Source organism: Providencia sp. wls1922 (assembly GCF_009706505.1).
Taxonomy (GTDB): Bacteria; Pseudomonadota; Gammaproteobacteria; order Enterobacterales; family Enterobacteriaceae; genus Providencia; species Providencia lanzhouensis.
In genome coordinates this window covers 1-14691 of sequence record NZ_WLUG01000049.1, presented here as the reverse complement: position 1 = coordinate 14691, position 14691 = coordinate 1, and the positions used below count along the sequence as shown (strand labels likewise).

The 14691-nt window shown below is 42.0% G+C and carries 13 protein-coding genes; 6 read left to right on the top strand and 7 right to left on the bottom strand.

Annotation, left to right across the window (positions count from 1 at the left end; all coding sequences use genetic code 11):
* Positions 1-26 precede the first annotated feature (26 nt).
* The 4 genes from dnaE to tilS all read left to right on the top strand — a co-directional run bounded on the left by dnaE (position 27) and on the right by tilS (position 6684).
* A complete protein-coding gene (gene dnaE / locus GKR71_RS03775) occupies positions 27-3509 on the top strand; it encodes a DNA polymerase III subunit alpha (RefSeq protein WP_154633957.1) in 3483 nt (1160 codons plus the stop codon).
* A 12-nt stretch (positions 3510-3521) separates the two neighbouring features.
* A complete protein-coding gene (gene accA / locus GKR71_RS03770; RefSeq protein WP_036956378.1) occupies positions 3522-4481 on the top strand; it encodes an acetyl-CoA carboxylase carboxyl transferase subunit alpha in 960 nt (319 codons plus the stop codon).
* A 356-nt stretch (positions 4482-4837) separates the two neighbouring features.
* On the top strand, positions 4838-5116 hold the full coding sequence (locus tag GKR71_RS03765; RefSeq protein WP_036956380.1) for a hypothetical protein: 279 nt from the start codon (positions 4838-4840) through the stop codon (positions 5114-5116).
* Positions 5117-5316: 200 nt separating this feature from the next.
* Entirely contained in the window at positions 5317-6684 is a 1368-nt protein-coding gene (tilS, locus tag GKR71_RS03760) for a tRNA lysidine(34) synthetase TilS (protein WP_036956381.1), read from the top strand.
* 84 nt (positions 6685-6768) lie between these two features.
* Here the strand turns inward: tilS and rof are convergent, their stop codons facing one another.
* Positions 6769-7032 carry a Rho-binding antiterminator gene (gene rof, locus GKR71_RS03755; protein WP_006658392.1) on the bottom strand — a complete coding sequence of 88 codons (264 nt, stop codon included), beginning with the start codon at positions 7030-7032 and terminating at the stop codon, positions 6769-6771.
* A gap of 338 nt (positions 7033-7370) precedes the next feature.
* Between rof and GKR71_RS03750 the strand changes: the two genes are divergently transcribed.
* The gene (locus GKR71_RS03750; protein ID WP_036956383.1) at positions 7371-8027 is read left to right on the top strand and encodes a copper resistance protein NlpE N-terminal domain-containing protein; all 657 of its coding nucleotides are present in this window, start codon (positions 7371-7373) and stop codon (positions 8025-8027) included.
* 104 nt (positions 8028-8131) lie between these two features.
* Here the strand turns inward: GKR71_RS03750 and proS are convergent, their stop codons facing one another.
* From proS to metN, 6 genes are all read right to left on the bottom strand, one after another.
* Complete coding sequence (gene proS / locus GKR71_RS03745) at positions 8132-9850, bottom strand: proline--tRNA ligase (protein ID WP_036956385.1); 1719 nt, start codon at positions 9848-9850, stop codon at positions 8132-8134.
* A gap of 120 nt (positions 9851-9970) precedes the next feature.
* On the bottom strand, positions 9971-10690 hold the full coding sequence (gene tsaA / locus GKR71_RS03740) for a tRNA (N6-threonylcarbamoyladenosine(37)-N6)-methyltransferase TrmO (protein WP_154599815.1): 720 nt from the start codon (positions 10688-10690) through the stop codon (positions 9971-9973).
* 7 nt (positions 10691-10697) lie between these two features.
* Entirely contained in the window at positions 10698-11009 is a 312-nt protein-coding gene (rcsF, locus tag GKR71_RS03735) for an Rcs stress response system protein RcsF (RefSeq protein WP_230082465.1), read from the bottom strand.
* A gap of 260 nt (positions 11010-11269) precedes the next feature.
* Positions 11270-12091 (bottom strand): MetQ/NlpA family lipoprotein, encoded by an 822-nt coding sequence (locus GKR71_RS03730; RefSeq protein ID WP_036956390.1) that lies wholly within the window; start codon positions 12089-12091, stop codon positions 11270-11272.
* 91 nt (positions 12092-12182) lie between these two features.
* Entirely contained in the window at positions 12183-12836 is a 654-nt protein-coding gene (gene metI, locus GKR71_RS03725; protein WP_036956392.1) for a methionine ABC transporter permease MetI, read from the bottom strand.
* The gene (gene metN / locus GKR71_RS03720; protein ID WP_036956393.1) at positions 12829-13860 is read right to left on the bottom strand and encodes a methionine ABC transporter ATP-binding protein MetN; all 1032 of its coding nucleotides are present in this window, start codon (positions 13858-13860) and stop codon (positions 12829-12831) included. The genes metI and metN overlap by 8 nt, the downstream gene beginning before the upstream one ends.
* Positions 13861-14029: 169 nt before the next feature.
* Here metN and gmhB point away from each other — a divergent pair, with 169 nt between their 5' ends.
* Entirely contained in the window at positions 14030-14596 is a 567-nt protein-coding gene (gene gmhB, locus GKR71_RS03715) for a D-glycero-beta-D-manno-heptose 1,7-bisphosphate 7-phosphatase (protein ID WP_036956395.1), read from the top strand.
* The last annotated feature ends 95 nt before the right edge of the window (positions 14597-14691 follow it).

The following is a 14691-nucleotide window of genomic DNA, read 5'->3' as shown; positions in this document are numbered from 1 at the left end:
GCATAAGAAAAATAGGTATAAAGTTAATGGCTTCTCCTCGTTTTATTCATCTACGTGTTCACAGTGACTACTCCATGATTGATGGGCTGGCGAAAACCGCTCCATTAGTGAAAAAAGTCGCCGCCATGGGCATGCCTGCATTTGCCATCACGGATTTTACTAACCTTTGTGGGTTAGTGAAGTTTTATGGTGCGGCTCATGGTGCAGGTATCAAGCCGATCATTGGGGCTGATTTTTATATGGAAAGTGAGCAACTTGGTGATGAGGTTGCTCACTTAACGGTTCTGGCTCGCAACAACGAAGGCTATCAAAACCTCACCTTACTCATCTCCGAAGCTTACCAAAAAGGTTATGGCGCAATTGGTCCCACGATTCATCGTGACTGGCTCGTCAAACATAAAGAGGGTTTGCTCCTGCTATCAGGCGGTCGAAAAGGGGATGTGGGGCAGTTTTTACTCCGCGGTAACCAAGCACTAGTGGATGAAAGTTTAGCGTTCTACCAAACCCACTTTCCTGATGCTTACTATCTTGAGCTTATTCGTACTGGGCGACCTGATGAAGAGAGCTACCTACATGCTGCTGTCGAATTAGCAACTCAGCGTGGTCTGCCTGTAGTGGCTACCAACGATGTCTGTTTCATTGAAAGCAGCGATTTTGATGCCCATGAAATTCGTGTCGCTATTCATGATGGATTCACGTTAGCCGATCCGAAGCGTCCAAAAAATTATAGTCCTCAGCAATACTTACGTACTGAAGAAGAGATGTGCGAGCTGTTTGCCGACATCCCTGAAGCATTAGAAAATAGTGTAGAGATTGCTAAGCGCTGTAACGTCACTATTCGTCTTGGTGAATATTTCCTACCGAAATTCCCGACAGGGGATATGGAAACGGAAGACTTTCTGGTTATGCGTTCAAAAGAAGGTCTGGAAGAGCGCCTTAAATTCTTATTCCCAGATGAAAAAGTCCGAGCAGAAAGACGCCCTGAATATGATGAACGTTTAGAAATCGAACTCAACGTTATCAACCAAATGGGATTCCCTGGCTACTTCTTGATCGTAATGGAGTTTATTCAGTGGTCGAAAGATAACGGTGTTCCTGTTGGTCCAGGGCGAGGCTCAGGTGCGGGCTCTTTAGTGGCTTATGCACTAAAAATCACTGACTTAGACCCACTTGAACTTGACCTGCTGTTTGAGCGTTTCTTGAACCCTGAGCGGGTATCAATGCCAGACTTTGACGTTGACTTCTGTATGGAAAAACGTGACCAAGTTATTGATCACGTTGCTCAAATGTATGGGCGAGACGCGGTATCCCAGATTATTACCTTTGGTACGATGGCAGCAAAAGCTGTTATTCGTGACGTGGGACGGGTGCTGGGGCACCCTTATGGTTTCGTTGACCGAATTTCTAAACTCGTTCCCCCTGATCCGGGAATGACCCTTGAAAAAGCCTTTGAAGCAGAACCGCAGCTGCCTGAAATTTATGAAGCAGATGAAGAGGTTAAAGCGCTAATCGATATGGCGCGTAAGCTTGAAGGGGTAACGCGTAACGCCGGTAAGCACGCCGGTGGGGTAGTTATTGCACCAACTAAAATTACGGATTTTGCACCGCTCTATTGCGATGCTGAAGGCAATAACCCCGTTACACAATTCGATAAAAACGATGTCGAATATGCTGGCTTGGTAAAATTCGACTTCCTAGGTCTGCGTACGCTGACCATTATTAACTGGGCATTGGAGATGATCAATGCCCGTCGAGCCAAGAAAAATTTAGAGCCGATTGATATTGCAGCTATTCCTTTACAGGATAAGAAAAGCTTCGACATGTTGCAGCGTTCAGAAACCACGGCGGTATTCCAATTAGAATCCCGAGGAATGAAGGATCTGATTAAACGCCTGCAACCGGACTGTTTTGAAGATATGATCGCTCTGGTGGCGTTATTCCGCCCAGGTCCGCTGCAATCGGGGATGGTAGATAACTTTATCGACCGTAAACATGGTCGTGAAGAGATCTCATATCCTGATGTAAATTGGCAGCACGAATCATTAAAACCTGTTCTAGAGCCAACTTATGGTATTATCCTATACCAAGAACAGGTTATGCAGATTGCTCAGGTTTTAGCCGGTTATACCCTCGGTGGCGCGGATATGTTGCGTCGTGCGATGGGTAAAAAGAAACCTGAAGAAATGGCAAAACAGCGCTCCGTTTTTGAGGAAGGTTCCATCAAAAACGGGGTAGATGGTGAGTTGTCGATGAAAATCTTTGACTTGGTGGAAAAATTCGCCGGTTATGGATTTAACAAATCACACTCCGCTGCCTATGCGCTGGTTTCGTACCAAACATTATGGCTAAAAGCCCACTATCCGGCTGAATTTATGGCTGCAGTAATGACTGCGGATATGGATAACACGGAAAAAGTAGTCGGACTGGTTGATGAATGTTGGCGTATGGACTTGAAAGTATTGCCACCAGATATCAATAGTGGGTTATATCACTTCCATGTGAATGATGAAGGTGAGATAGTTTACGGCATCGGCGCAATTAAAGGCGTTGGAGAAGGCCCAATCGAAGCGATTATTGAAGCTCGCCAACAAGGCGGGATCTTTAAAGAAATTTTCGATCTTTGTGCTCGAGTGGATATTAAAAAGATTAACCGCCGAGTGATGGAAAAGCTGATCATGGCAGGGGCATTCGATCATTTAGGTCCTCACCGAGCGGCGTTGATGTCATCCCTTGAAGACGCATTAAAAGCGGCAGATCAGCATGCGAAAGCAGAAGCTATCGGGCAAGGGGATATGTTTGGGGTGCTTGCAGAAGCCCCTGAGCAGGTTGAAAGTTCTTATGCGAGTGTGCCGAAGTGGCCTGAGCAAGTTGTGCTAGAAGGTGAGCGCGAAACTTTGGGGCTCTATTTGACAGGTCACCCAATAACGCGATACTTAAGTGAGATAGAGCGTTATACAAATGGTTTGAGATTGAAAGATGTGAACCCAACCCCTCGTGGTCAAGTGACAACTGTGGTAGGTTTAGTGCTCTCTGCCAAAGTGATCACAACCAAACGTGGAAACCGAATTGGGATTTGCACACTCGATGATCGTTCCGGTCGTCTGGATATTATGTTATTTTCAGATGCGCTGGATAAATACCAACATATGTTGGAAAAAGACAATATTTTAATTGCCACCGGTCAGGTCAGCTTTGATGATTTCAATGGTGGTAATAAAATGACAGTGCGCGAATTGATGGATATCGGAGAAGCAAGGGAAAAGTATGTGCGCGGCCTTGCAATTTCACTGTCCGATAAACAGATTAACGATCAATTACTGAATCGGCTTCGTAATGCGCTTGAACCTCACCGTTCAGGCACGATACCGGTTCACTTGTATTATCAGAAGGATGATGCCAGAGCTAAGCTTAAGTTTGGCGTTGTTTGGCGTGTAACACCCGTGGATCCCCTTCTGAACGACCTTCGAACTCTGCTGGGTAGTGAGCAGGTAGAATTAGAATTTGACTAAAATAGGAATATTATGAGTCTGGACTTTCTTGATTTTGAACAGCCGATTGCTGAATTAGAGGCGAAAATCGATTCCCTAACTGCAGTTAGCCGTCAAGATAACAACTTAGAAGTCAACCTGGATGAAGAGGTTGCTCGTTTACGTGAAAAAAGTGTTGAACTGACACGTAAGATTTTCTCTGATCTGGGGGCTTGGCAAATTGCTAAACTCGCTCGTCACCCTCGTCGTCCATACTCTTTGGATTACATTTCTCGCATTTTTACAGATTACCAAGAATTAGCGGGTGATCGTGCGTATGCCGATGACAAAGCGATTATTGGTGGTTTAGCTCGTTTAGATGGGCGCCCTGTGATGGTTATTGGTCATCAAAAAGGTCGTGAAACGAAAGAGAAAATTCGCCGTAACTTTGGTATGCCAGCACCAGAAGGCTACCGTAAAGCACTGCGTCTGATGGAAATGGCTGAGCGTTTTAACCTGCCAATTATTACGTTTATCGATACACCGGGTGCATATCCGGGTGTTGGTGCAGAAGAGCGCGGTCAATCCGAAGCGATTGCGCGTAACTTACGTGAAATGTCTCGCTTATCCGTTCCGGTGATCTGTACCGTGATCGGTGAAGGCGGTTCAGGTGGTGCGTTAGCGATTGGTGTGGGTGATAAAGTGAATATGCTGCAATACAGCACTTATTCCGTTATCTCACCAGAAGGTTGTGCATCTATTCTGTGGAAAAGTGCTGATAAAGCACCATTAGCGGCTGACGCGATGGGTATTACGGCGCCTCGCTTGAAAGAGCTGAAGCTGATTGATAGCGTGATCCCTGAACCTCTGGGCGGCGCTCATCGTAATTACGATGAAATTGCGGAATCTCTGAAAGCACAAATCACGCAAGACTTGAATGAGTTAGAAACTCTGGATGAAGAAGCATTGAAAAATCGTCGTTATCAACGTCTGATGGGATATGGTTACTGCTAATTAGCTAACCTATTAAGTGTAATCCAGCCTATTTTGAAACGGGAGTCGGTTTAGCCAGCTCCCGTTTTTTATGGCTCATACTTTAGTTTTCATTTTTATTAATCAATGTTCAGAACCTTAATTATCCAAAGTGCTATATTCAAAATCTGACGACGACCAAAACGTATACCATAAAAGACGTCGATGTAGGGTGCACAATTTCTTTTAACGTCACCCCTCGCGCACTAAGTGGTACGCCGAATACGGGGATTGAAGCTCAATCGAATAAAGTCACAGTAGAAAAAATACTGGAGTCATCCAAAATACGGATATTTAACGGCAACCAGATAGGGGATCGTTCCGGATATGGATACAATATGGAGATAGACTATGCACACCTTGGTTATGGCCAGCCTAGGTCAATAAGCACTCATGAATACCTAAAAAGAAGTGGTTATAGAAAGAAATCAATGCATTATTCTATTGGTGGTAAGACTGAAATTAATTCACCAGTAACTGATGATGGCAGTTCGATTAAGTTTGGGACTAATGCAGTTAGCAGTATTGGAGACACCATTTATATGACTATTGTCATTCAGTTCGAAAACGGAAACTCGGTAAGAGGTACATCGGCTGACATAGAACTAAAGCGGTAATATTGCATTGTAGTGGTACCGTTAATTTTTTCTTCCCCGCTTAGGCGGGGTTTTTCTTGCTAACTCGATATCTTTTCCCTTGCACCCCATTTACATCTGAATATCCTTAAATATTGATGCAGATTTTTCTTGTGATTATGTTCGGTATATTATGTTCTAGCGCTAGAAAAATCGTAAAAATAATGGGGAAGGGCAGGTTAATGGCCGAAAAATCAGCAATTATTGTTGAGCACGTTTACAGTAAAATAAAAAACTATCAAAAAATTCTGGTTGGATTCAGTGGTGGCATTGATTCTACCGTACTGTTGCATGCCCTTTATCAAATCAAAAATAGCATAAATCCTTTACTCCAAATCCGCGCAATTCATATTCATCATGGTTTAAATATTCAAGCGGACAAATGGGAAGCTCACTGCGCTTCATTATGCCAACAATGGGATATTCCGTTTATTTGCCAGCATGTAACTGTAGATAGCGCTCAGATTGGTGTTGAAGCGGCTGCAAGAACTGAACGTTATCAGGCATATCGTGATGAGCTACTCGAAGATGAAATTTTGGTGACGGCTCAGCATCTTGATGACCAAGCAGAAACCTTTATGCTGGCACTTAAACGCGGAAGCGGCCCCGCAGGGCTTTCCGCGATGCCGGAATCACTTTCTTTTCAAGCAAAAAGTGGAAAAACAGTTCTATTACGTCCTTTGCTTTCTATTTCTCGCCATGAATTAGAAAACTATCGAACGGAACATCAACTTCCTTGGGTTGAAGATGATAGTAATCAAGATGACCGATATGATCGTAACTTCTTGCGTTTGAATATTATGCCAAGATTATCTGAACGCTGGCCTCATTTTGCGAATGCAGTTTCCCGAAGCGCATTATTATGCGCAGAACAAGAAGCATTACTGGATGAACTGCTACAAGATTCCCTTGATGACATTATTGATTATCGCGGTGGATTATACATCGATGGGCTTATCCATTGTTCAGTAGCCAAGCGTAACGCCTTGATCCGCAGATGGATTGGTCTTCACCAACTTGCTATGCCGCCATTTAATCAATTAGAACGAATTTGGCAGGAAGTGGCACTTGCCCGGCAGGATGCAGAACCTATCTGTCGCTTGGGTGATGTGGAAATTCGCCGTTATCAAGGGGCTCTGTGGGTGGTTAAGCGCATTAATAGCCTGATGGGAAAACAGTATCAGTGGAATTATCCAGAGGCTTATCTCTTACCTGAATCACTGGGAACACTGGTTGTGATGGATGGAGAAGGGCAGATCCGCCCACCACAAGAAACGGAAAAAGTGACAATTCGCTTTGGATTGCAAGGCTCACTAAATATTGTTGGTCGCCATCATTCACGCAGTAGTAAAAAGATTTGGCAAGAATTGGGTGTTGCTCCATGGATGCGAGAAAGAACCCCGCTGATTTACTATAACGAAACACTAATTTGTGCCGTGGGATGTTTTATTACTCCTGATGGATTTGTGGGAGAAGACACTGTTGGGATTGCTATTGATTGGCAAAATTCCGAACATTGGATAAATACCAATGAGTTTTCCTGCGAATAAGCTGCATAGACTACCCAAAAAGTAGAAACCCCTTATGACTGTGACTATCATAAGGGGCATAGAAGAAACTCAGAAAAACGAGTATTAGTGGGAGTGGTCGACAACGATAGTGCCGATTTCAGGATGACTGAAGGATGAGATAATATCCAGTCTTAGCTCCTTAGTGCCTTCCTGTGTGATCAGGACGAGGTACTCAATTTTTTTTCGTAGGAGCAAATCACTGGCTTGCCCTTCAATATTCTCGCCGTCATTAAGCTTAATTTGCAGCTTTAATTGACGCTGGCATGCGATTTCTAGATATTCGTAATCATCACAATTGATTGGTTGATATTCATTATCTGTAGACATATTCCCTCACCACTGTGTTAGTGGCGGTTATTGCCGCCTTGAACATGTTTGTATTATCTAAAAACTCTAGCATTTATCGACTAAGCATTATCGGCTAAGCATTTACCGATGAAATAAAAAGCTAAATCAAAAGTGCTTGGCTCGATAATAGCATAGTAATTTAATAACTATAATCAGTGACGTGGGAAAAGGAAAATTCTTATTCACTAAACTGATATCTTTAGCTGGTTATTTATCCGATTGTAAACTTTTGCATACCTTATTTTTTTATTGGTTGAGATGTTATGATGTCTTAATAAGCGAAACAGTGATAATTGAATGATCTGAAGGGAATTATAATGAAGAAAGTACTTTTATTAGCTCTTATTTCAGCGGGTGCTGTGGCATTATCCGGCTGTCAAAGTAGTGTCAATGAAGCAAATTTTGCGCCTGTAGACCATGTTTATAGTGGTGTACTTCCTTGTGCGGATTGTTCGGGAATTGAAGCAACACTATTAGTTAATCCAGATGGTAGCTATGTTGAGCAACTGCTTTATTTAGAAACCCGTGAAGGAAACCAAATGTTCCATGAAACAGGGAACTGGTCTAGCACGGAAAATGTATTAACATTAACTAACTCAAAAGCAGAACGTACATACTTTGCACAATCTCCTGATAACCAGTCAATCACACTGCTAGATTTAGAAGGCAAGGCGATTGAGAGCTCAATGAACCATACCTTAAAACAGGTCACTCCAAGTAAAAAGCGTGGCGAATATCGTTATATGGCGGATGCTGCTGTATTTACTGAATGTGGTTCTGGGCGTAAATATGCAACGTCAGGTATTGAGCTAGAGAAAGCCTATAGTGATACCGATGTGGATGGCGGTACGCCAGTGTATTTAGAAGTGGATGGTTTCTATTCAATTCGCCCATCAATGGAAGACGGTCAATTTGATTCTGCATTTATTCCTACAGGGAATATTCAGTTTGATAAAACCCGCTCCTGCAAATAACCTGAATTCGTTTTGGTTATATTGTAAAAAGGCTTAGTGGTAATAAAAAAGCTCAGAGACAGTAAAACTGAACTCTGAGCTTTTTATTTAGGCTAACGTAACGGTTATTTAGCTAATTTTTCTTTTAGGAAGCTAACGACGTTATCTAAACCAACTAGTTGTTTGTCATCACTGCGGCGTGATTTATATTCAACTTGGTTAGTATCTAAATTACGATCACCAATGACGATAGTGTACGGAACACCAATCAGTTCCATATCGGCAAACATCACACCCGGACGCTCTTTACGGTCATCAAAAATAACATCGATGCCTTGTGCTTTCAGGTCTGCATACAGTTTTTCAGCAACTTCTTTAACGCGATAAGACTTATGCATGTTCATTGGCAGGATAGCAACGTGGAACGGTGCGATAGCGTCAGGCCATACAATACCGCGCTCATCGTGGCTTTGCTCAATCGCAGCTGCAACAATACGTGTTACACCAATACCATAGCAACCCATTGTCACGATTTGGTTATGACCTTCTTCATTCTGCACAGAGGCTTTCATTGCTTCAGAATATTTTGTGCCTAACTGGAAGATATGGCCCACTTCGATACCGCGTTTGATTAACAGGGTACCTTTACCATCTGGACTTGGGTCACCCGCTACCACATTACGCAGGTCGTAAACTTCCGGCAGTGGGAGATCACGTTCCCAGTTGATGCCAAAGTAGTGTTTACCATCAATATTAGCACCTGCACCAAAGTCACTCATCACCGCAACGCTGCGGTCAATGACGATTGGCATTGGCATTTTCACAGGACCTAAAGAGCCAGGACCTGCGTTAACAGCTTTACGGATCTCTTCTTCTGATGCAAATTGCAGTGGGCTTGCCACTAATGGGTGTTTTTCTGCTTTAATTTCATTAAGTTCATGGTCGCCACGAATTAACAGAGCAACTAAAGTATGACCAGAGTCTTTCTCGGCATGGACAATCAGAGTCTTAACTGTTTTCTCGATTGGCAGATTGAACTGTTCAACTAATTCAGCAATCGTTTTTGCATTTGGTGTATCAACTAAATGCATCTCTTGGCTTGGCGCTGCACGTTGAACACTTGGCGCAACCGCTTCAGCAAATTCGATATTGGCTGCAAAATCAGATTCAGTGGAGAAGACAACATCATCTTCGCCGCTTTGTGCTAAGACTTGGAATTCGTGAGAAGCGTTACCACCGATAGAACCGGTGTCTGCCTGTACTGCACGGAAATCAAAGCCAATACGGGTGAAAATTTTGCTATAAGCTTGGTACATTGCATCGTAAGTTTCTTGCAATGACTCTTGGCTTGTGTGGAACGAGTATGCATCTTTCATGATAAATTCACGAGAACGCATTACACCGAAGCGAGGACGAACTTCATCACGGAATTTGGTTTGAATTTGGAATAAATTCAATGGTAATTGTTTGTATGAAGTGATCTCGTTACGCACTAAATCAGTGATAACTTCTTCGTGGGTTGGACCTAAAACAAAAGGACGTTCACCACGATCTACAAAGCGCAGTAACTCAGGGCCATATTGTTCCCAACGTCCACTTTCTTGCCATAAGTCAGCAGGTTGAACGACGGGTAAAGATACCTCGATAGCGCCTGCATTTTCCATTTCTTCACGAACGATGTTTTCTACTTTACGCAGAACACGCACGCCTGTGGGTAACCAGTCATACAGACCAGAAGCAAGTTTACGGATCATCCCTGCACGCAGCATCAGCTTGTGGCTGATAACTTCTGCATCCGCAGGGGTCTCTTTTAGAGTTGAGAGCAGATATTTGCTAGTACGCATTGTATAGGTTCCATTAGAACAACAAATTATGGTAGGGCTTATGCCTACCCAATAATTTAAAGCTGCTAAGCAGCGGAATAAACAGCTAGTCTACCAGTGACGATGCTTTGTCAAAAGAGGTTAACGCGATTTTTCATTACGTTCGATGGCAAACACTTCAGTGATATTATTAGTCACTCGCCAGCGTACATTGAAATCTAATAAATGAACCGCATAATCACGGGCTTCATTGGATTGTTTCTTATAGGCAGGACGTGGGTCCTGCTTTAATACTTGCTCAATAAAAGACGCTAATCCAGGATAGTGAGATTGGTATTTATCACATTCAAGCTGAGCTTGTGTGCTAAATATAACCTGCATATCTTCTGAGGGTGCTTCTTGAGCATAACCTGCTTTGGCGGTTGTGATAGCTTCAGCAAAAGGTAGATACGGTTTGATATCTATCACTGGTGTGCCATCAACTAAATCTAGGCTACCGAGTTCAAGGATGACTTGGTTGTTTTCGATAGTCACATCTTTTAATTCAACTAACGACATCCCAATCGGGTTTGGTCGAAATGTTGAACGAGTGGCAAACACACCCATTTTATCGTTACCACCTAAGCGGGGAGGGCGTACTAGCGATTTCCAGCCACCTTCTATCGTTTGGTGAAAAACAAACAACACCCAAATATGACTAAATTGAGTTAATCCTCTAACGGCATTGGGGTCATTGTATGGCGGATGTAAATGCAAACGCCCAAAGCCGTTTTGAACCAGCCCAGGCTGGCGAGGAATAGCAAACTTTTCTTTATAAGGGGATTCGATATGCCCGATAACATTAAATTGAAAAGATTGCATAAGTTGATTATTCAACAATTTTAAGTGCGCTACCTTCACATACCGTTGCTTGGTAACAACCCGGTGCTGATTTGGTTTGGCACTGATGTAATAACACTGCATCTGCAGCGATATAAGCGGCTTGCGTCAACATACTGTTTTTAGCTGAATCAAGGTTAATCGGGGGACTCTTTGCATTTTTTCTGCATGACTCACCAGATACAATACCTAAGTCACGAAATGGCATTCCTAATAATTCTTCAGGGCTGTTCATTAATTTAATGTTTTCTGCGCTGACATCTTCTTCAGTTTCGACAGGTAAAGGTTTCGATAATTTCATGCTCGAAAACCCTTTATTCATGCTTGGACTGGTGTATTGATTAATTCCGCACCCAGCTAAAACAAATGTAGCGAGGGCGAGCAAAAACAATCTCATAAATATTACCTTTTTATTATCTGCGCTAGCGCATTAATTATGTAATCGGTTTAAAGCTAATTTATTTGAAACAAATCGGTTTAATGCTTGTCGGTATGATACAAAAAAACTAGGTGACATAAAGTCACCTAGCATTTTATACACATTTTTTTTAAGAGAAAAGCTTACCAGCCTTTAACTGCTCCACCATCGAAAACTTCGTTGGCCTTTTCTGCCACTTCATTAGATTGATATGCTTGAATAAACTTCTTCACATTCTCGCTATCTTTATTATCTTCACGAGCCACAATAATGTTCACATATGGAGAATCTTTATCTTCAACAAACAGACCATCTTTTGCTGGAGTCAGTTTTGGTGTTGCACTGCTAGCCCAAGTTGTGTTGATGATAGCCAATGCAATTTTTTGATCATCCAGAGCACGTGGTAACTGTGGCGCTTCTAATTCAACAAATTTTAAGCCTTTTGGATTTTCAACAACATCCAACACGGTAGGCATTAAACCTGTGCCATCTTTTAACTTAATCAAACCTTGTTTTTGCAGTAACAGTAATGAACGACCTAAGTTAGTTGGGTCATTTGGCAGCGCTACTTGTGAACCGTCAGCCAATTCATCAATGGATTTAATTTGTTTAGAATATCCTGCAATTGGATAAATGAAGGTATTTCCAACAGGAACTAATTTGTAGTTACGGTCTTTAATTTGCTGATCCAAATAAGGTTTATGCTGGAATGCGTTAGCATCAATATCACCTTTGCTTAATGCTTCGTTTGGTAGTACGAAGTCATTGAAAGAAACTAATTCAACATTCAGACCATATTTTTCTTTAGCAACTTTTTGTGCAACTTCAGCAACTTCAAACTCTTTGCCCATGATCACACCGACTTTGATGCTATTTGGATCTTTTTGTTTTTCACCACAGCCAGCGAGAGCTAATGTTCCTAACAGCGCGCCAACTACTGCAATTGATTTTAACTTAATAGACATAATTTACCCCTTTAGACACTATTTATAGCACCTTAACTACTGTGTAGCGTTTTTTGGCGCTGCTATTGTTTCTGACTATCTAGATTACGGACTATTTATGCGACACTTTTTTCATTAGATATTCACCCGTGAACTGAATGATGAATACTAAGACAATCAATAGAACCAGAACGGTATTCATAACTAATGGATTATAAGTATAGTACCCATATTGCATTGCAATTTGTCCTAATCCACCGGAACCCACTGCACCGCCCATTGCGGAATAACCGACTAACATAATTAATGTAATGGTTGCTGCGTTAATTAACCCCGGTAAAGATTCTGGCAGTAATACTTTGCGAATAATCTGTAACGGAGTTGCACCCATAGCGCGTGATGCTTCAATTAAACCATTCGGCACTTCTAATAATGCGTTTTCAACCATGCGAGCAATAAACGGAATTGCGCCAACAGTTAATGGAACAATCGCACCTTCAATACCAATCGCAGAACCTACAATGAATTTGGTAAAAGGGCTGATCCAGACTAATAAAATAATAAACGGTATTGAACGGAATATGTTCACGACAGCAGAAATAACGCTATACAGAACGGTATTTTCCATGACTTGCCCACGACGAGTGACATAAAGTAGGACGCCTGTCGGGATACCTAAAATAAAACCTAAAATTGCAGAAACGAAAGTCATGATAATGGTATCAATCGTTCCTGAAATAAGCAGTGAAATCATTCCCTCAGACATAACCTAAAACCTCAACTTTCACATGGTGCTCTTTCAAAAATGTAATAGTGGACTCAATGCCATTTTCTAAGCCGTGTAATTCAGCCAGCATTACACCGAATTTAACGCCACCGGCATAATCAATCTGAGAGCTTAAGATATTAATATCGATATCAAATTTACGTACGGCCATTGAGATTAATGGCGCATCCACCGATTGCCCTGTGAATTCCAGTTTCAATAACGGAGAGAGATCTTTACCCGACTCTGGCTGCAAACGTTCTTTATAGTCATCAGGAATATCAATAACTAACGTTGACTTAATAAATGCTTGAGCAACTGGCGTTTTAGGGTGAGAGAAAACTTCACTCACTTTATCTTGCTCAATAAGCTGACCGCCACTGATCACTGCCACTTGGTCACAAATACGTTTCACGACATCCATCTCATGGGTGATCAATAAGATGGTTAAACCTAAGCGACGGTTGATATCTTTCAATAATTCTAAAATAGAGCGCGTCGTTGCTGGATCTAATGCACTTGTTGCTTCATCACACAGTAATACTTTTGGTGAGTTTGCTAAGGCACGGGCAATAGCCACACGCTGTTTTTGACCACCAGAAAGGTTTGCTGGATAAGCATCTTTCTTTTCAGATAAACCGACTAACTCTAATAATTCATCAACGCGCTGTTTAATGGTCTCTTTCGGTGTATTGTCTAATTCTAATGGCAACGACACGTTATCAAACACAGTGCGTGAAGATAATAAGTTGAAGTGCTGAAAGATCATGCCAATTCTACGGCGTGCTTTTGTGACTTCTTTCTCAGGCAGAGACGTTAAATCTTGTCCATCAACAATGACTTGCCCTGATGTTGGACGCTCCAGCATATTCACACAACGAATTAAGGTACTTTTACCTGCGCCGGATGCACCAATGACACCATATATTTGACCAGCAGGAACATGCAGGCTGATATCAGTCAGCGCCTGTATATTGCGGTTTCCTTGCTGGAACACTTTATTAATATTTGAGAGCTTTATCATTCTATCTTCTATTCTCTGACGAATTATATTCAAGATACTGTATCTAACTTGTATTGGATGTTAAGGCGTCTAGACGTCTAAGTCAATAAAGTTTGATGGATTTATTCTATTCTCATTTCATTTCTTTTCATGAGATACTAAAAACCATTTCAGTTTGAGGAGTAAAGCAGTGAGCAAAGGCATTCCAGCAATCTTTCTAGATAGAGATGGCACAATTAATATCGACCATGGTTATGTACATCAAATTGATGACTTCGAATTTATCGAAGGCTCAATTGAAGCCATGATTGAACTCAAAAAGATGGGATATGCATTAGTTGTCGTGACTAATCAATCTGGTATCGGTCGTGGTATTTATACCGAAGACCAGTTTATGACACTGACTGAGTGGATGGATTGGTCTCTAGCTGACCGCGGTGTTGATTTAGATGGTATCTACTTCTGTCCTCATCACCCAGATGCAACAGTAGAAGAATATAAGCAAGAATGTAATTGCCGCAAACCAAAACCGGGAATGCTTTTAGATGCCCAGCAATTTTTAAACATTGATATGACTTCTTCTATTATGGTTGGCGACAAACTTGCAGATATGCAAGCGGGTAAAGCGGCTCTTGTGGGTACAAATGTGTTAGTAAAAAGTGGCGAACCTGTTACAGATGACGCTATTGCGAGTGCAGATTTGGTGATTAATAGTCTTGCAGACCTGCCAAAAGCCTTAAAAAGCATCACAAAGTAACCATTTTGGGTGATAAATCAGCAATTGGAAATTATTTTAAAAAAAACACTTGCGAGATTTTTCGAGCTCCCTATAATGCGCATCCGTTGTCACGA